The following is a 17,048-nucleotide window of genomic DNA, read 5'->3' as shown; positions in this document are numbered from 1 at the left end:
GTCGGGCTCCGGTTTTAGAGCGAATTGCCGGAAGAGGAAATCCGCAATCGGACTAAAACTTGTCGCGAAGCGCAAACCACGACAAGGCGAGGAAAAGCAGCGGCGCCCGCATCCGGGCTCCGCCGGGAAAGGCAGGAATATCGAGCGATCTGAACAGGTCGAGATCGCCGGATTTGCCAAGCACCGTTTCCGCATAGAGCCTGCCACAGTAGTTTGACAGCATGACGCCATGGCCGGAGTAACCACCGATCGAGGTGACGCCGGGCATCACATCGCGCACGAAAAGCTGGCGCGGCATGGTGATTCCGACGCTGCCGCCCCAGGCATGGGTGATCTGGATATCCTTCAAGCCAGGATAGACCTCGCCGATCTGCCGTCGGATGTGCCGCGATATGTCCCGGGGATTGTCCGCCGTATAGACCTCGCGGCCACCGAACAGCAGGCGGCCTTCGACTTTGCGGAAATAGCGAACGACGAAGCGCGAATCGGCGACAGCTTCGCCTCCCGGCAGCACATCGGGATAGGCCTCAAGCGGAACGGTGGCGCCGATAAAGGAGCGGATTGGCATGACATGACTTGCCGTCACCGGCTCCAGATTGCCGATATGACCGTTGCAGGCGATCAGCGCCCGGTCGGCGGTGATCGTTCCCCTTTCGGTTTCGATCATCACCTTGCCGCCGGTTTGGCGGATCGCCTTTGCAGGGGTCATCTCGAAGATATCAGCGCCGGCATTGGAGGCCACCCGCGCCAGCCCGATGAGCAGCTTCAGCGGATGAATATGGCCGGTGCCGACATCACGCACGCCGCAGTGGAAACGGTTTGAGCCGAGCCGCTCCTGCGTTTCCTTCCGGTCCATGAAGCGCAAATGCGGATAGCCGTAACGCTCAGCGGCGATTTCCGCATTCTCACGATAGTCGCGTTCGTAGCTTGCCTTGTGCGCGACGTTGAGCTGGCCAGGCACGTAATCGATCTCGATCTGATGTTCCCTGGCGAAATCGAGAAGATGGCGCTTGGCCGCCTCGGCGACATCGAACAGCGCCTTCGAGCGTTCGTAGCCGATCTTTTCCTCAAGCTCTTCCGGCCACCACCGCTGGCCGGTGCCGAGCTGGCCGCCATTGCGCCCGGAGGCTCCGTCGCCGAAGCGCCATGCCTCGATCAGCACCACCGAAACGCCCGACTTGGCGAGGTTGTAGGCGGCCTGCAGGCCGGTATAGCCGCCGCCGACAATGGCGACGTCGCATGTCCTCGAGCCGTCGAGAGCGGCGTAGGTCGGCCGCCCCCCGACGTTTGCCTGGTACCAGGATAGCCCGGGCGCAATCGGGCTTTGCCACATCTCCTGCGACGCCATGATATCCTCACACGTTGAGCAGAAGAAACTCCCGCTCCCAGGGACTGATCACCTGCATGAAGGTCTCGAACTCGCCGCGCTTGACGCCGGCGTAAAGGCCGATGAACTGCTTGCCGAACACCTCTTCGAAGGCGAGCTCGTCCTCCATCAGCGCCACGGCTTCCAGCAGACCGCGCGGCAGGTCGATCGAACCTTCATTGGCCGAATCCTCGGTCGGCGCCGTCGGCTCGATCTGCCTCATGATGCCGAGCAGGCCGGCGGCGAGCGAGGCTGCGAGCGCCAGATAGGGATTGGCGTCCGAACTCGGCAGCCGGTTTTCCACCCGCCGCGCCTGCGGATCGGAAACCGGGACGCGGAAGGCGGTCGTCCGGTTGTCGTAGCCCCAGGCATTGTTGACCGGGCAGGACATGTCGGGCTGCAGGCGGCGGTAGGAATTCACATAGGGGGCCAGCATCGCCATCGCGCTCGGCACGAATTTCTGCATGCCGCCGATGAAATGGAAAAATTCCTTCGAGGCCGATCCGTCCGGATTAGAGAAGACGTTCCTACCCGTCTCGATATTGACCACCGATTGGTGGATATGCATCGCCGAGCCCGGCTGCCCCTGCATCGGCTTGGCCATGAAGGTCGCGTAGATGTCGTGCTTCAGCGCCGCCTCGCGGATCGTGCGCTTGAACAGGAACACCTGGTCGGCAAGCTCGATCGGATTGCCATGGCGCAGGTTGATCTCGAGCTGCGCCGGTCCCTCCTCGTGGATCAGCGTATCGATCTCCAGCCCCTGCTTTTCGGAGAAGTGGTAGATATCGTCGATCAGTTCGTCGAACTCGTTGATGCCGGCGATCGAATAGCCCTGGCCGCCGAGGATCGAGCGGCCGGAGCGGCCTTTCGGCGGATGCAGCGGATAGTCGGGGTCGTCATTCTTGGCGACCAGATAGAACTCGATCTCCGGCGCCACGATCGGCTTCCAGCCGCGGTCGTGATAGAGGCTCATGATCCGCTTCAAGACGTTGCGCGGCGTATAGGGCACTTCCCCGCCGTCCGAATCGACGATGTCGCAGATCACCTGGGCCGTCGGGTCGGTCTCCCAGGGGACGACCGAAAGCGTCGAAAGGTCGGGCATCAGCTTCAGGTCGCTGTCGCGCGGCTCGTATCGGAAGCTCTCCGTCTCCTCCGGATACTCGCCGGAAATCGTATGCCGGTAGATCGCCGAAGGCAGCGCCAGCGAGGTGTTGGAGGTAAATTTGGAACTCGGCATCATCTTGCCGCGCGGCACGCCGGCAAGGTCCGGCGTGATGCATTCGATGTCTTCGATGCCCCTGGCCCTCAGCCACTGCGCCGCTTCCTTCCAGTTCGCAACGCCGCGCAGGGATCCGGGGTCCGGAGGTGTTTTCGTCGAGGCGGGTACGTTTCTGGCAGGCTTCAGCGTCGTCTTTTTTGGGGACATGACACACCGGTTTGGTTGATCGTGGCGCCATCATAGCCGGAGTTTGCCAATTGGCGAGGGGTTGAGAACGTTGACTTTCGCCCTTTGATGGAAAAGAAGACGCCGGTTGGATTGGGGAAAAGGGTTTGCAGCACAAAAGCGACGTCATCATCATCGGCGCCGGAGCCGCCGGCATGATGGCGGCCATTCGCGCGGGTAAACGCGGCCGCTCGGTCGTCGTCATCGACCACGCGAAGGTGCCTGGCGAGAAGATCCGCATATCGGGCGGCGGTCGCTGCAATTTCACCAATATCCATGCCGAGCCGAAGAATTTCCTGTCCGCCAATCCGCATTTCTGCAAGTCGGCGCTTGCCCGTTTCACGCCCGCCGATTTCATCGCCATGGTCGACCGACACGGCATTGCCTGGCACGAAAAGACGCTCGGCCAATTGTTCTGCGACGACAGCGCCAAGGACATCATCCGCATGCTGCTGGACGAGATGCGCGCGGCCGGCGCGGGCCTGCATCTCGGCACCGAAATATCAGGTGTCGAGAGAAGTGAGGCTGGCTTCCGCGTCTCCACGGGCGAAAGCGTCTTCGAGGCATCCTCTCTCATCGTTGCGACCGGCGGCAAATCGATCCCGAAGATGGGCGCCACCGGCTTTGCCTATCGCCTTGCCGAGCAGTTCGGCCTGGCCGTGCTCGAAACCCGCCCGGGTCTCGTGCCGCTGACGCTCGATCCCGGCCTGCTTGCAAGCTTAGCGCCGCTTGCCGGCATTTCCGCACCTGCCGAAATCCGCCATGGCCGCACCGCTTTTCGCGAAGCGCTGCTGTTTACCCATCGGGGCTTAAGCGGTCCCGCCATCCTGCAGATCTCGTCCTACTGGCGGGAGGGCGATGAAATCGTTGTCGCGGTCGAGCCGGATGTCGACATATCAGCGCAGCTGAAGACGGCAAAGCAGTTGAAAGGCCGCCAGTCGGCCCAGACAGCTCTCGGCGATATCCTGCCGAAGCGGCTGGCCCAGTTTCTCGTCGAGCGGGAAAAGATCGCCGGCAATATGGCCGATCTGCCCGACAAGGCGCTGCAGCGGCTGGCCGCCAGCGCCCAGAACTGGATCATCAAACCGTCCGGCTCTGAAGGCTACCGCACCGCCGAAGTGACGCTCGGCGGCATCGACACGGCGGCGCTCGATTCCCGCAGCATGGAAGCAAAGACCGTTCCAGGCCTTTATTTCGTCGGGGAATGTGTCGACGTCACCGGCTGGCTCGGCGGCTATAATTTCCAATGGGCCTGGGCTTCCGGCTTTGCCGCCGGCGAATGCGCATAGAAATATCCGGTATAACGATTCAAGACTTCTTAAGAGAGGTGCGCCATCCTGTCTCAATTGCCGGCTCTGAAAGCTTTTCCCAAATTAAGCTTTACCGGCAGGCCTTTTTGTTGGACTGTTGTGTCACAAAAGTGAGGTTTCGAGCATGAACAGAAACGCACGACGCGCCCGCGCCATCGCAATCGCCCAGGCAAAACCCGACGCCCGCATCGCCACCCTGCGATACCTGATGCTCGCAGCCGGCGCGACCGCCGCCAGCTTGGCGCTGCTGCTCGCTCACCTCATCTGATCCTGCCGAGCGTCGACAAGCAAACTTGCGGCCCCCGTTCGCAACACTGCGGCTGCGTGGCGCATAATCTGCAATTATTTCACCGCCTTGGCTTAAGTCACCATGACCGCTTATCTGAAAATTAATATCTAATCTGACACTATTGCCCGCGATTATTTGGGCGTTTCCAACTCTGCTTGGACATGAACCGGCAATGACTGCCGCCTGGCCTCCAGGTTCCCCGATGGAAAGAGAATAGTTCGATGTGCACTCGGCTGGCGCGCCTTATGGCTGCCCGCGGGAGGAGTAGTGTATGAAAGGCTCGGAACGCCATGTTGATTGACAAGATTCTTTCCCGCTTCAGGATCAAGACCAAGGTTCTGATCTTCGTTCTGCCCTTTGTCGTCACCATTTCGGCGGTGGGCTTGACCGGCCTTTACGCATCCGGGCTTCTCCAGGGCCGCATGGAAATATCCAACAGCGTGCTGCAGTCGCTGAGCGGATTCAAGGATCTCTACGGTTCGATGGACGATTTCCTGCGCGTCACCAGCCCCGAGGCGCGCGACAAGCTGCTGTCGGATCTGAAGACCCAGCAGGGCGTGCTAGACCAGACGCTGGATCAGGTCGGAGAAGAGGCCGCCGGCCGCGACAGCCTTGCCGAGGCATCGCGCCGCACCAAGGATATTTCCGGCGTCGTCGACAAGCTCTGGGGCCTGCACGAGCAGGAGCAGAAGCTGCACGAGCAGATCGACGCGGCGCAGAAGAGCCTGATCAGCACCCGCTTCACGGTCTCCTATCAGGCCGATGAACTGCAGACCGCGCTTCAGCGCGACGAGGGCGCCGCCACGATCACGCTGCGCACGGCCGACCGCCTGCTGAAGGGCGGCGATTTCCTTGGCAGCGTCGCCAGCGGTTACAGCAAGCCGCAGACGCCTGAGGAAAAGATCGCCTACATCAAGGAACAGCTGCCGGAGATCATGAAGTCCCAGCGGCTGATCGCAATCTCGGTCCCCACCAACCAGAAGAATGTCATCGATTCGCTGGCTGCGACCATCGACAGCATCAAGCAGATCGCCGAGATGCCCAGCCCGACGGAGGAAAACATCACCGAGCTCGGTCGTCTCGTGTCCCGCTTCCGCCAGACCTCGACCTATACGCAGCTCACCGCGACGCAGAAGATGCGTGAGGCGACACAGCGTTTCGCCGAACTGGAAGGCCGCATCGCCCAGACCAATTCCGTCCTTCAGGATACGCGGCGTCTCGAAAACTCCGTCTACGCGCTGCAGATCGTCCTTTCCGATTTCCTCGCCAATTCAAGCAAGGAAAATCTCGTCCGTCTGCAACAGCAGACCGGCACGCTCGGCAAGGACATGGAAGTGCTAACAACAAGCGCCAAGGGCATGGGTTTTGCCGAAGGCATATCGGAGGCGATCAAGCCGGCGCTCGACGCCATTTCCGGCGGCGGCTCGAAGATCGTCGATACGATCGGCGAGCGCGTCACGGCCTATGCAGCGGCCCGCCAGGAACTCGACGGCATCTGGAAGAAGCTCACCGATTTCGCCGAACTGCAGAAGCAGACGGCCGGCACCGAGCGCACCCAGGCAAACAGCATCTCCGTCATGACCACCGGCCTCGGCATCCTCCTGTCGATCCTCGGCGGCATCGCTCTGGTGCTGACGCTGCAGCGTCCGATCAGCCAGATCACCGGCGCCATGCGCCGCATCGCCGAAGGCGCGCTGGATACCAGCATATCGGGCGAGCAGCGCCACGACGAAATCGGCGACATGGCCCGGGCACTCGGCATCTTCAAAGAAAACGCCATCTCGAAGATCCGCATAGAAGAACAGAGCGACGAGGAGCGCGCTGCCGCCGAACACGAGCGCCAGCGCAACGATGCCGAAAAGCGCGAGATGGATCGCCAGATCGAATTCGCGGTCAACGCACTCGCCGCCGGCCTCGAGCGCATGTCGCAGGGCGATATCTCGACGACGATCGCGACACCCTTCATCGGCCGTCTCGAACAGCTGCGCCAGGATTTCAACGGCTCGATGCTGCGCCTGCAGGCGACGATGAGCCAGATCCGTGACAACGTCGAATTGATCCAGGGCAACGGCAACCAGATGGCCCATTCGGCCGAGGATCTCTCCAAGCGCACGGAACAGCAGGCCGCCTCGCTCGAAGAGACCGCCGCCGCCGTCGATCAGATCACCGTCACGGTCCGCTCGTCGGCCGAACGCGCCAAGGATGCCGACCAGATCGTCCGCCAGGCCAAGCGCAGCGCCGACGATTCCGCCGTCGTCGTCAGCAATGCGATCGACGCCATGGGCCGCATCGAGGAAGCCTCGCGTCAGATCGAGCAGATCATCGGCGTCATCGACGAGATTGCCTTCCAGACCAATTTGCTGGCGCTCAACGCCGGCATCGAGGCAGCGCGCGCCGGGGAGGCCGGCAAGGGCTTTGCAGTCGTCGCCATGGAAGTCCGCGAACTCGCTCAGCGCTCCGCCGCTGCCGCGCAGGAGATCAAGGGGCTGATCAACAAGTCGACCAGCGAGGTCAGTTCCGGCTCGCAATTCGTCCAGGAAACCGGCACCGTGCTTGCGAAGATCAGCGCACAGATCGTCACGATCAGCCAGCATGTCGAGATGATCGCCCGTGCCAGCCACGATCAGTCCAACGCGCTGCAGAGCGTCAACTCGACGGTCAACCAGATGGATCAGATGACGCAGAAGAACGCCGCCATGGTCGAGGAGACGACCGCTGCCAGCCGCGAACTCGCCGACGAGGCCGATGCGCTGCGCCGCCTCATCCAGCAGTTCAAGATCCACGGCGAGGCGGCCGAGGCCCAGGTCTACCGCGCCGCCTGATCGCTGATCCTTTTCTCATCCAAACGGCCCCGGCTCTTCCCGGGGCCGTTTTCTTTTGTTCCAGAATCGCGCTCACTGCCGCCCTGATTTACGGAAAATTTTCCTTAACGCTTTTCCTCTAATTTAGCCCTTGTTGCCGGCCGGGGGTTTTTCATGCTGCGCCTTTTCTCTACATCTATTGTCAGCCAGATCGTGGCGATCACGCTGTTTCTGCTGGCGATCAGCACGGCCGCTATCGTCGGCGCGACCTATTACAATCTGAGCCGCCATGTGATGGACGGGGCTGTCTCGGATGCCCGGAACGCCGCCCGCGCCATGGCTGTCCTTTACGGCGCGGCTGATCCGGCCGCGAAGATCGAGGTGATGAATAATCAGCTTGCCGCCGTCACCGAGGACGCGGTTCCGGCCCTTGCCGATCATTCGCTTGTCGACCGCACCGCGCAGTCGATCGCCGGTGTCGCGACGATCTTCCAAAAGCAGGGCAGCGACTACGTTCGCATCTCCACCAACGTCAAGAAGGAAAACGGCGACCGCGCCCTCGGCACCAAGCTTGCAGCCGAGCACCCGGCCCAGGCGGTTCTCGCCCGGGGCGAGGCCTATTACGGACCCGCCGAGCTATTCGGCCGCAAATTCATGACAGGCTATTTCCCGATCAAGAACGCGTCGAACGTCAATGTCGGCATAATCTTCATCGGCATCCCGATGGAGTTCTATTATCAACGCATGAATGAGCTGCTGATCCTGGTTCTCGGCATCGGCGCCGTCGTCATGCTGCTCGTCGGCGTTCTCGCCTTCTATGCGATCCGCCTGTCGGTGCGGCCCCTGCAGGCGCTGACGGCGAACGTCCACTCGATCTCCTCGGGCGATCTTGACGGCGCGATCCCCTGTCTCGAGAAGAAGAATGAGTTCGGCGAAATCGGCCGGGCTCTTGCGCTCTTCCGTGACAGCGCCCGTGCCAGGCGCAATCTGGAAACGCAGGCAGTCGAACAGCGCGCCTTGGGTGATGCCGAACGCGCCCGCAACGATGCTGACAAGCGCTCGCTCGACAGCCAGATCGATTTTGCCGTCAGCCAGCTGGCGGCTGGCCTCGGGCGCCTGTCCCAGGGTGATGTCTCGCAAACGATCGGCACGCCCTTTATCGGCCGGCTGGAACAACTGCGCGTCGATTTCAACGCATCGCTGCTCCGGCTCCAGGATACGCTCTCCGGCATCCGCGACAGCGCCTCGACGATCCAGCGCAACAGCAGCGCCGTTTCGGCCTCCGCCGGCGAGCTTTCGAAGCGCACCGAGGCGCAGGCGGCGAGCCTGGAGGAGACCGCCGCCGCGGTGGAGGAGATTACGGTCACGGTTCGCTCCTCCGCCGAGCGTGCCCGCGAAGCCAACAGCGTCGTCGCCGCGACCAAGAAGACGGCCGACAATTCCGGCACCGTGGTCGGCGATGCCGTCGCCGCCATGGAGCGTATCGAAGGAGCCTCGCAGCGTATCGAGCAGATCATTGAGGTGATCGACGACATCGCCTTCCAGACCAACCTTCTGGCGCTGAATGCCGGCATCGAGGCGGCGCGCGCCGGCGAGGCGGGCAAGGGTTTTGCCGTCGTCGCCCAGGAGGTCCGCGAACTCGCCCAGCGCTCGGCCGATGCGGCGCGCGAGATCAAGTCGCTGATCGAGACATCAAGCCGCGAAGTCACGGCCGGCTCGGAGCTCGTCCAGAAGACTGGCAGCGTCCTTGCTTCGATCAGCCAGGAGATCATCGCAATCAGCGGCCATGTCGAGACCATCGCCACCGCCAACCGCGACCAGGCGGCCGCGCTGCAGGAGGTCAACAGTTCGGTCAACGCCATGGACCAGATGACCCAGAAGAACGCCTCGATGGTTGCCGAGACGACGCAGGCAAGCCGCCTGCTTGCCGGCGAGGCCGATACGCTGATGGCGCTGATCGAGCGTTTCCGCATCGGCGTAGAGCCCGCGGCCGCTCACCGCGGCGCAAGGAAGGTCGCCTGAGGAGCGCGGCCGCTGCCGCAGGATTGCGCCGCAACTTTGCGGCGTCTTTCCGTTGGGGCGACACGCTTGAGCATGAGGTCGAGCGAGGTCAGCCAAGCTGCAAAGCGAATGATGCCGCTGTCTCCGAACTCGGCATAGAACCGATCCTCGTCGGCCTTGCTGTTGCTCGGACCGCAATGATGCCGAAATCCGTGGACGCCTGCGATGGTGATCATATCGAACATGGGATGTCCTTTCCTACTCGAGTACATCCCTGGATTTAAGCATCGAATTTCTCTTCATAAACAGGCAAATCCACGCTATGTTTTTCACTGATGAAAAACGCGAATTGGGATTCCTATCAGCTTTTCCTGCAGGTCGCCCGGCTTGGCGGCCTGACGGGAGCCAGTGCCGCAAGCGGGCTCAGCCCGGCGACCGTCGGCCGGCGCATGCTCGATCTCGAACAGGAGGTCGGCCGCACCTTGTTTTCCCGCAGCCAGACCGGTTATCGGCTGACTGGCGACGGCCAGGCACTGCTCGATCACCTTCAAGAGATGGAGGCGGCCGCCCGCAAGGTCGAAGCCTGGCGGCAGTCCGGGGAGGGTGGCACGACCGTCCGGATCGCCGCCGGCACCTGGGTCGCCTGGCTGTTGACGGAGAATTTCGCCGCAATCCGCATGCCGGGCGATGCCTTCGCCGTTGCTCTCACAATCGGCGAGGCGCGGGCAAGCCTTGCCTATCGCGAGAGCGATATCGGCATTCGCGCCTTCGAGCCGGAGGAGGGCAATCTTGCCGCCCGCCAGCTCGGCGAGGTGGCCTATGCGGTCTATAGCAGGCGCAACGCCGCCGAACCGGACGAGCGCTGGATAGCCGTCGGCGAGGAGGACGCGATCTCGTCCTATCTGCGCTGGCCGCATGCCCATGCCGCCGCCGAGATCGTCGCCACGGTTAACCGGCCGCGTTCGCTGCCGGATCTGGTGCGCGCCGGCGCCGGCAAAACAGTGCTTCCCTGTTTCGTCGGCGATCTCCATCCCGATTTGCAGCGCCAGGGCAGCGAACTGCCGGAATTGCGCCACCGCCAATGGATCGTCATGAATGCCGAGGATCGCCATCGCCCGGAGATCCGCACGGTCGCCGACCGCATGACCAGGCTGATCCGAAGCTATGCCGATCTCTTCGCCGGCAAGCGTCCAAGCCGCGGCTGATGCCGAGGCTGGAAAGACTGAAAGACGATAAGGCGTCCGCGCCTTCTTTCGAGGCGCGGACGCTGTGATCGAGGGCAGATCGAGCGATGTGCCCGAGCTGCCGGCTGTTTCGTCAGTGCCGGTTGGTGACGACAACCGGGATCAACAGGTCGCCCCAGTTGCCGTCGCCGCCGTGATGACGAGCCGAGCGCACCAGTTCGACCGAAACGCCGGCCTCGACGGCCTTCATGACGGATTGGTTCAGCCGATGCAGGTCGTTGGCGAGCATGCGGATCGTCGTCTGTTGATCCTCGCTCATGCTCGATGCCTGCTGCTCGGCCCGCTCCCGGACGCGTGCGATGGATGCCATGATCTTATCCTCCTCTTGCGCTCATTCCGCAGCCGGTTTGAACTGCGCATGTTCGGTTGAATCGTGCATTGCCGTAGTCGAAGACCGGCCGCCGGTGATGGCGAGCGACACGGAGTCGAAATAGCCGGTGCCGACCTCGCGTTGATGCTTGGTGGCGGTATAGCCGTTCGCCTCTGCGGCGAATTCGGCCTGCTGCAGTTCGGAATAGGCCGACATCTGCCGCTGCTTGTAGCCGCGCGCCAGCTCGTACATGCCATAGTTCAGCTGGTGGAAGCCCGCGAGCGTGATGAACTGGAACTTGTAGCCCATCGCGCCGAGTTCGCGCTGGAACTTTGCGATCGTCGCCTCGTCAAGATTTTTCTTCCAGTTGAAGGAAGGCGAGCAATTATAGGCGAGCAGCTTGCCCGGATGGACCTTGTGCACACCTTCGGCAAAACGGCGCGCCTGCTCCAGATCCGGCTTGGAGGTCTCGCACCAGATCAGGTCGCAATGCGGCGCATAGGCGACGGCACGGGCGATGCAGGGCTCGATGCCGTTTCTGACCTGGTAGAATCCCTCGACCGTGCGCCCGGCATCATAGTCGACGAAGGGCTGGTCGCGCTCATCGATATCAGACGTCAGCAGTTTTGCTGCCTCCGCATCGGTGCGGGCGATGACCAGCGTCGCCACGCCCATGACGTCGGCGGCAAGCCGGGCGGCGTCGAGATTGCGGATATGGGCGGCTGTCGGGATCAGCACCTTGCCGCCGAGATGGCCGCATTTCTTCTCCGAAGCGAGCTGATCCTCGAAATGGACGCCCGCCGCACCCGCCTCGATATAGGCCTTCATGATCTCGAAGGCGTTGAGCGGTCCTCCGAAACCGGCTTCCGCATCGGCAACGATCGGCGCAAACCAGGTCTCGACGGTAAGGCCGTTGCCCTCAGCTGTCTCGATCTGATCGGCCCGCTGCAGCGTGCGGTTGATGCGCTTGGCGAGTTCCGGCCCGGCATTGGCGGGATAAAGCGACTGGTCGGGATACATCGCCGATGCCGTATTGGCGTCAGCCGCCACCTGCCAGCCGGAGAGATAGATCGCCTTCAGCCCGGCGCGCACCATCTGCATAGCCTGGTTGCCGGAGAGCGCGCCAAGCGCATTGACGAAGTCTTCCTGATGAATGAGCTGCCACAAGCGACCCGCCCCCATTTCGGCGAGCGTATGGCTGAGCGCCACCGAGCCTCTCAGCCGCTGTACGTCAGCGGCCGAATAGGGCCGTTCGATACCGTCGAAGCGGCCTGCTGGTGCATTTCGGACAAGCTTGTAAAAATCGGTCATGCGGCTCTCCTCACTGAAAATCGTCTTTGGATGGATGAATGACAAGATTGACAATTTGCGCTGATCTGGCCAGGAAAACCTTTGATTCCTGCACTGGAAAAAGGTTAAGATGACGAGGATTGACAGAGGGGCGCTGTGAATTTGTAAAATTTTGTAAATTAAACGCTCCTGTTCTTTGTCAAAGGTGTGACATGGCGGAACGGAAGATCTTCGCAGGCCCTAAACTGCGGCGCATCCGCAATGCGCTGGCGCTGACGCAGACCGCCATGGCCGAGGCGCTGGAGATTTCGCCTTCCTACCTGAACCTCATCGAGCGCAACCAGCGGCCGTTGACGGTGCAGCTGCTCCTGAAGCTTGCGGCCGTCTACCGGGTCGATCTGGAGGAGTTGCGGGGGCAGACCGGCGGCAGCCTCGGGCAGCTGAAGGAGGTCTTCGCCGACCCGCTGCTATCAGGCGAACTGCCTGGCGACCAGGAATTGGTGGAGGTGGCCGAGGCGGCGCCGAATGCCGCAAGCGGCATGATCAAGCTTTATCGCGCCTACCGCGAACAGGCCGCGCGGCTGTCCGATCTGACGGCGCTGATGGCGGCCGAAGGGCATGCGCCCGTTGCCGCCGGCCGGCTGCCGCTGGACGAGCTGCGCGAGACGCTGGAGCGCCGATCGGGCTATTTCGGACGGATCGAGACCGCGGCGGAAGCCTTTGCTGCGACGGTGCCCGGCGGCCTCGATCTTGCGGCGGGGCTGAAGGACTGGCTGCGCGCCGAACGCGGCATTGCTATGCGCGTCTTGCCCGTGCACGTCATGCCGGATCTGCGCCGCCGTTTCGATCGGCATTCGATGCGGCTTTTCATTTCGGAACGGCTGTCGCCGGCCGATCGTGCGCACGAAATCTCAGTCGAGGTCGCAAACCTTGCCTTGCTGCCGGCCATCGATGCCGAGCTCGACGATCTCTCGCTTTCTTCCGCCGAGGCGCGCCGCATCGCCCGCTTCGAGCTTGCCCGCATTGCGGCCCTGGCGCTGGCAATGCCCTACGAGGCCTTCCTGTCGGCGGCTAAGGCGACGCGTTACGACATCGATATTCTTCGCGCGCGTTTCGGCGTCTCCTTCGGCCATGCGGCAACGCGTCTGACGATGCTGCAGCGACCTGGGGCGGCAGCCATCCCCTTCTTCCTGGTCGAGATCGATGCGGCCGGCCATCGGCTGCGGCGCGCCGGCGCCCAGGGCTTTCCGCAGGCCCGTTTCGGCGGCGGCTGTCCAAAGCTCAATATCCATGCCGCCTTCCTGCAGCCGGGCCAGATTCTCGCCGAGACCGTCGTCATGCCGGATGGCGCCTCCTTCCTGACGGTCGCGCGCACCCTGGAGGGGCCGAGCGTCGAATTCGGGGAAAGGATCAGACGCACCGCGATTCTGATCGGCTGCGATGCCGCCCTCGCGGATGGCGTGGTCTACGGGCAGGGGGCGGCGCTCGATCCGGTTGCGATCGGCTCAGCCTGTCGTCTTTGCGAGCGGCGCGGCTGCCTTTCCCGCGCTGAGCCGCCGGTAACGCGGCCGCTCGGGCTCGACGAGATGGTGGCGGGCCTCAGCGCCTTCGACTTCCAGTGAGGTGAAATGATTGAAAGCGTAGTTTTTGCGCTTGTGGGGTTAGAAATTCCTTCTTAGTCTGCGGGGCAAAACCAGAGGGAAAAGAGGTTCGCGGATGCGGGCTCTTCGAACAAACAGGAGAAGTCATGAGGTCAACCATCGCAACCGTGACGGCCGCAGCCATCGCCGCGCTCCTTGCCGCCGCGCCGGCCGTTGCGCAGGAGCGCGTCGTCAACGTTTACAACTGGTCGGATTATATCGACGACAGCATCCTTGCCGACTTCACCAAGGAAACCGGCATCAAGGTCGTTTACGACACCTTTGATTCGAACGAGACGGTGGAAACCAAGCTGCTTGCCGGCGGCACCGGTTATGACGTCGTCGTTCCCACCGCCGACTTCCTGCAGCGCCAGATCCAGGCAGGCGTCTTCCAGAAGCTCGACAAGTCGAAGCTGCCGAACCTTTCCAACATGTGGGACGTGATCCAGCAGCGCACCGCTTCCTATGACCCGGGCAACGAATACGCCGTCGATTACATGTGGGGGACCGACGGTATCGGCTATAACGTCAAGAAGGTCGCTGAAATCCTCGGGCCTGACGCCAAGCCCGGTCTCGAAGTGATTTTCGATCCGAAGGTCGCCGAAAAGTTCAAGGACTGCGGCATCTACGTGCTCGACACGCCGAAGGACGTGATGACCACGGCGCTGCGTTATCTCGGCCTCGATCCGAACTCCACCAAGGCCGAGGATTTCAAGAAGGTCGAGGCATTGCTGACGGCGGTGCGCCCCTATATCCGCAAGTTCCACTCGTCCGAATATATCAACGCCCTTGCCAATGGCGACATCTGCATTGCCTTCGGTTATTCCGGCGACATGCTGCAGGCCCGCGACCGCGCGGCCGAAGCCAAGAACGGCGTCGAGGTCAATTATTCGATCCCCGTGCAGGGCGCTCAGATGTGGTTCGACATGATGGCAATCCCCGCCGATGCCAAGCACGTGGCCGAAGCGCATGAATTCCTGAACTACCTGATGAAGCCCGAGGTCATCGCCAAGGCGAGCGACCACACCTTCTATGCCAACGGCAACAAGGCCTCGCAGCAGTTCGTCAGCAAGGAAGTGCTGGAAGATCCGGCGGTCTATCCGACCGACGAGGTGATGAAGAACCTTTTCACCGTCAAGCCGTGGGATCCGAAGACGCAGCGCACGGCAACGCGAATCTGGACGAAGGTCGTGACCGGCCAGTAAGTCGATGCCAGGCCCGGACGGAAACGTCCGGGCCTTTCATTACCGGCCCGGGGTGGAGGCCGGCTGAAAACTTATATTCGGGGAATATTATGAAATCTTTGGGCAATATCCGCCGCGCCTTCGCACCCTGGACCGACCCTTCTGCAAAACCCTTCATAGCCTTCAAGAATGTCACCAAGCGCTTCGGCAATTTCACCGCCGTCGATGATCTGTCGCTGAACATTTATCACCGCGAGTTCTTCGCGCTGCTCGGTGCGTCCGGCTGCGGCAAGTCGACGCTTCTGCGCATGCTCGCCGGCTTCGAGCAGCCGACCTCGGGCGAAATCATCCTCGATGGCACCGACCTCGCCGGCACGCCGCCCTACAAGCGGCCGGTCAACATGATGTTCCAGTCTTACGCGCTTTTTCCGCATATGACCGTCGAGAAGAATATCGCCTTCGGCCTCAAGCAGGACGGCATGCCGAAGGACGAAATGACTGAGCGCGTGACGCAGATGCTGAAGCTCGTAAAGCTCGAGCAGTTTGCCTCACGCAAACCGAACCAGCTCTCCGGCGGTCAGCGCCAGCGCGTTGCGCTCGCCCGCTCGCTCGCCAAACGCCCGAAAGTGCTGCTGCTCGACGAACCGCTTGGCGCGCTCGACAAGAAGCTGCGCGAGGAAACTCAGTTCGAACTGATGGACCTGCAACAGACGCTCGGTCTCACCTTCGTTGTGGTCACCCACGATCAGGAAGAGGCGATGACCATGGCCGACCGCATCGCGGTCATGAGCCACGGCAAGGTCGTGCAGGTGGCAACGCCGGCCGAAATATACGAGGCGCCGAATTCCCGCTTCGTCGCGGACTTCATCGGCGACGTGAATATCTTCGACGGCAAGGTGACGACGTCGGAAAACGGCGCGGTCGAGATTTCGGTCGAAACCGGCCTGACGATCCGGACGGCCGCCACCGAGACGCCGGCCGTCGGCAAAACGGTCGGTTTTGCCATCCGCCCGGAAAAGATCCGCGTGGCGCGCACGGCCCCCGCGAATGCCTCGGTCAATGCCGCCAAAGGCGAGATCTGGGATATCGGCTATCTCGGCGACATGACCGTCTTCCATATCAAGCTGCCGAGCGGCAAATTCGTCAGAGCTTCTTCCCTCAACGCGCAGCGTTCCGTCGAAGACCCGTTCACCTATGATCAGGACGTCTGGGTTTCGTTCGACGAGAATGGCGGCGTGCTGCTGAAGGATTGAGGTTATGGAAACCTTCGCATCGCGCCTTTACAACCGCCTCGTCATCATCATCCCCTACGCTTGGCTGCTGCTCTTCTTTCTGGCGCCGTTCTTCATCGTCTTCCGCATTTCCCTGTCGACGACGGCGATCGCCATCCCGCCCTATGAGCCGGTCTTCTCCTTTGCCGATGGCTGGAGTGCCTTCTGGAGCAAGGTCTCGACCTTCTCCTTGGATAATTACGGCTATCTCACCGACGATCCGCTCTACTTCAACGCTTATCTCTCGAGCGTCATCATCGCGGCGGTCTCGACCTTCCTGATGCTGCTGATCGCCTATCCGATCGCCTATGGCATGGCGCAGGCCCCGCGGCGCATCCGCCCGACACTTTTGATGCTCGTCATCCTGCCGTTCTGGACGAGCTTCCTGATCCGCGTCTATGCCTGGATAGCCATCCTGAAGCCCGAAGGGCTGCTGAACCAGCTCCTCCTGTCGCTGCATGTAATCGACATCCCACTGATCATCCTCAACACCACCACCGCCGTCTATATCGGCATCGTCTATTCCTATCTGCCCTTCATGGTGCTGCCGCTCTATTCGGCGCTCGAAAAGATGGACGGCACGCTGATCGAGGCAGCGCAGGATCTCGGCTGCACGCCGACCCAGGCCTTCTGGCGCGTCACCTTCCCGCTGTCGATCCCCGGCGTGGTTGCCGGCTGCATGCTGGTCTTCATCCCTGCCGTTGGCGAGTTCGTCATTCCCGATCTTCTCGGCGGTTCGCAGACGTTGATGATCGGCAAGACGCTCTGGAACGAATTCAACGCGAATAGAGACTGGCCAGTCTCCTCGGCGGTCGCAACCATCCTGCTCATGATCCTGGTGATTCCGATCGTCTTCTTCCAGAATGCGCAGGCCAAGGCCGAAGAGCGGGGGAAATAA

General features: G+C 62.0%; 14 protein-coding genes. 9 read left to right on the top strand and 5 right to left on the bottom strand.

Translation table 11 applies throughout. The features are described 5' to 3' along the window. Positions 1 to 52 precede the first annotated feature (52 nt). Entirely contained in the window at positions 53 to 1,348 is a 1,296-nt protein-coding gene (locus J7U39_RS16460) for an FAD-binding oxidoreductase (RefSeq protein ID WP_210629166.1), read from the bottom strand. 7 nt (positions 1,349 to 1,355) lie between these two features. Further along, the gene (locus J7U39_RS16455) at positions 1,356 to 2,792 is read right to left on the bottom strand and encodes a glutamine synthetase family protein (RefSeq protein WP_210629165.1); all 1,437 of its coding nucleotides are present in this window, start codon (positions 2,790 to 2,792) and stop codon (positions 1,356 to 1,358) included. A gap of 125 nt (positions 2,793 to 2,917) precedes the next feature. Between J7U39_RS16455 and J7U39_RS16450 the strand changes: the two genes are divergently transcribed. From J7U39_RS16450 to J7U39_RS16435, 4 genes are all read left to right on the top strand, one after another. Continuing rightward, positions 2,918 to 4,099, top strand: coding sequence for an NAD(P)/FAD-dependent oxidoreductase (locus tag J7U39_RS16450; RefSeq protein ID WP_210629164.1), 1,182 nt, complete (start codon positions 2,918 to 2,920; stop codon positions 4,097 to 4,099). A 145-nt stretch (positions 4,100 to 4,244) separates the two neighbouring features. Beyond that, positions 4,245 to 4,388, top strand: a complete 144-nt coding sequence (locus J7U39_RS16445) for a hypothetical protein (RefSeq protein ID WP_210629163.1) — start codon at positions 4,245 to 4,247, stop codon at positions 4,386 to 4,388. A gap of 311 nt (positions 4,389 to 4,699) precedes the next feature. Then, positions 4,700 to 7,231, top strand: a complete 2,532-nt coding sequence (locus J7U39_RS16440; RefSeq protein WP_210629162.1) for a HAMP domain-containing methyl-accepting chemotaxis protein — start codon at positions 4,700 to 4,702, stop codon at positions 7,229 to 7,231. 153 nt (positions 7,232 to 7,384) lie between these two features. Beyond that, positions 7,385 to 9,232: a methyl-accepting chemotaxis protein gene (locus J7U39_RS16435; protein ID WP_210629161.1), complete on the top strand. Its 1,848-nt coding sequence runs from the start codon at positions 7,385 to 7,387 to the stop codon at positions 9,230 to 9,232. Here J7U39_RS16435 and J7U39_RS16430 read toward each other — a convergent pair. Then, positions 9,205 to 9,456, bottom strand: a complete 252-nt coding sequence (locus J7U39_RS16430; protein ID WP_210629160.1) for a hypothetical protein — start codon at positions 9,454 to 9,456, stop codon at positions 9,205 to 9,207. The two genes, J7U39_RS16435 and J7U39_RS16430, sit on opposite strands and share 28 nt — an antisense overlap. Before the next feature lie 90 nt (positions 9,457 to 9,546). Between J7U39_RS16430 and J7U39_RS16425 the strand changes: the two genes are divergently transcribed. Further along, positions 9,547 to 10,416: a LysR family transcriptional regulator gene (locus tag J7U39_RS16425; RefSeq protein ID WP_210629159.1), complete on the top strand. Its 870-nt coding sequence runs from the start codon at positions 9,547 to 9,549 to the stop codon at positions 10,414 to 10,416. A 112-nt stretch (positions 10,417 to 10,528) separates the two neighbouring features. Here the strand turns inward: J7U39_RS16425 and J7U39_RS16420 are convergent, their stop codons facing one another. After that, positions 10,529 to 10,765, bottom strand: a complete 237-nt coding sequence (locus J7U39_RS16420) for a hypothetical protein (RefSeq protein WP_210629158.1) — start codon at positions 10,763 to 10,765, stop codon at positions 10,529 to 10,531. Between the two features lie 21 nt (positions 10,766 to 10,786). Further along, the gene (gene aceA, locus J7U39_RS16415; protein ID WP_210629157.1) at positions 10,787 to 12,076 is read right to left on the bottom strand and encodes an isocitrate lyase; all 1,290 of its coding nucleotides are present in this window, start codon (positions 12,074 to 12,076) and stop codon (positions 10,787 to 10,789) included. A gap of 191 nt (positions 12,077 to 12,267) precedes the next feature. On the opposite strand from aceA, the gene J7U39_RS16410 reads away from it, so the two are divergent. The 4 genes from J7U39_RS16410 (at position 12,268) to J7U39_RS16395 (ending at position 17,048) form a co-directional block, all read left to right on the top strand. Beyond that, complete coding sequence (locus J7U39_RS16410; protein WP_210629156.1) at positions 12,268 to 13,677, top strand: XRE family transcriptional regulator; 1,410 nt, start codon at positions 12,268 to 12,270, stop codon at positions 13,675 to 13,677. Between the two features lie 125 nt (positions 13,678 to 13,802). After that, on the top strand, positions 13,803 to 14,900 hold the full coding sequence (locus tag J7U39_RS16405) for a polyamine ABC transporter substrate-binding protein (RefSeq protein WP_064800725.1): 1,098 nt from the start codon (positions 13,803 to 13,805) through the stop codon (positions 14,898 to 14,900). A gap of 89 nt (positions 14,901 to 14,989) precedes the next feature. Next, positions 14,990 to 16,132, top strand: a complete 1,143-nt coding sequence (locus tag J7U39_RS16400; RefSeq protein ID WP_210629155.1) for an ABC transporter ATP-binding protein — start codon at positions 14,990 to 14,992, stop codon at positions 16,130 to 16,132. Between the two features lie 4 nt (positions 16,133 to 16,136). Beyond that, entirely contained in the window at positions 16,137 to 17,048 is a 912-nt protein-coding gene (locus tag J7U39_RS16395) for an ABC transporter permease subunit (protein WP_210629154.1), read from the top strand.

Source organism: Rhizobium sp. NLR16a (assembly GCF_017948245.1).
Lineage (GTDB): Bacteria > Pseudomonadota > Alphaproteobacteria > Rhizobiales > Rhizobiaceae > Rhizobium.
Note: the sequence above shows the minus strand (reverse complement) of the source record. Positions and strands in the feature narration are given on the sequence as shown.

What these genes read in the sequence shown, in the direction of transcription:
- J7U39_RS16460 (WP_210629166.1), bottom strand. Translation starts at nt 1,348, where the DNA reads ATGGCGTCGCAGGAGATGTGGCAAAGCCCGATTGCGCCCGGGCTATCC.
- J7U39_RS16455 (WP_210629165.1), bottom strand. Translation starts at nt 2,792, where the DNA reads ATGTCCCCAAAAAAGACGACGCTGAAGCCTGCCAGAAACGTACCCGCC.
- J7U39_RS16445 (WP_210629163.1), top strand. Translation starts at nt 4,245, where the DNA reads ATGAACAGAAACGCACGACGCGCCCGCGCCATCGCAATCGCCCAGGCA.
- J7U39_RS16440 (WP_210629162.1), top strand. Translation starts at nt 4,700, where the DNA reads ATGTTGATTGACAAGATTCTTTCCCGCTTCAGGATCAAGACCAAGGTT.
- J7U39_RS16435 (WP_210629161.1), top strand. Translation starts at nt 7,385, where the DNA reads ATGCTGCGCCTTTTCTCTACATCTATTGTCAGCCAGATCGTGGCGATC.
- J7U39_RS16430 (WP_210629160.1), bottom strand. Translation starts at nt 9,456, where the DNA reads ATGTTCGATATGATCACCATCGCAGGCGTCCACGGATTTCGGCATCAT.
- J7U39_RS16425 (WP_210629159.1), top strand. Translation starts at nt 9,547, where the DNA reads ATGAAAAACGCGAATTGGGATTCCTATCAGCTTTTCCTGCAGGTCGCC.
- J7U39_RS16420 (WP_210629158.1), bottom strand. Translation starts at nt 10,765, where the DNA reads ATGGCATCCATCGCACGCGTCCGGGAGCGGGCCGAGCAGCAGGCATCG.
- aceA (WP_210629157.1), bottom strand. Translation starts at nt 12,076, where the DNA reads ATGACCGATTTTTACAAGCTTGTCCGAAATGCACCAGCAGGCCGCTTC.
- J7U39_RS16410 (WP_210629156.1), top strand. Translation starts at nt 12,268, where the DNA reads ATGGCGGAACGGAAGATCTTCGCAGGCCCTAAACTGCGGCGCATCCGC.
- J7U39_RS16405 (WP_064800725.1), top strand. Translation starts at nt 13,803, where the DNA reads ATGAGGTCAACCATCGCAACCGTGACGGCCGCAGCCATCGCCGCGCTC.
- J7U39_RS16400 (WP_210629155.1), top strand. Translation starts at nt 14,990, where the DNA reads ATGAAATCTTTGGGCAATATCCGCCGCGCCTTCGCACCCTGGACCGAC.
- J7U39_RS16395 (WP_210629154.1), top strand. Translation starts at nt 16,137, where the DNA reads ATGGAAACCTTCGCATCGCGCCTTTACAACCGCCTCGTCATCATCATC.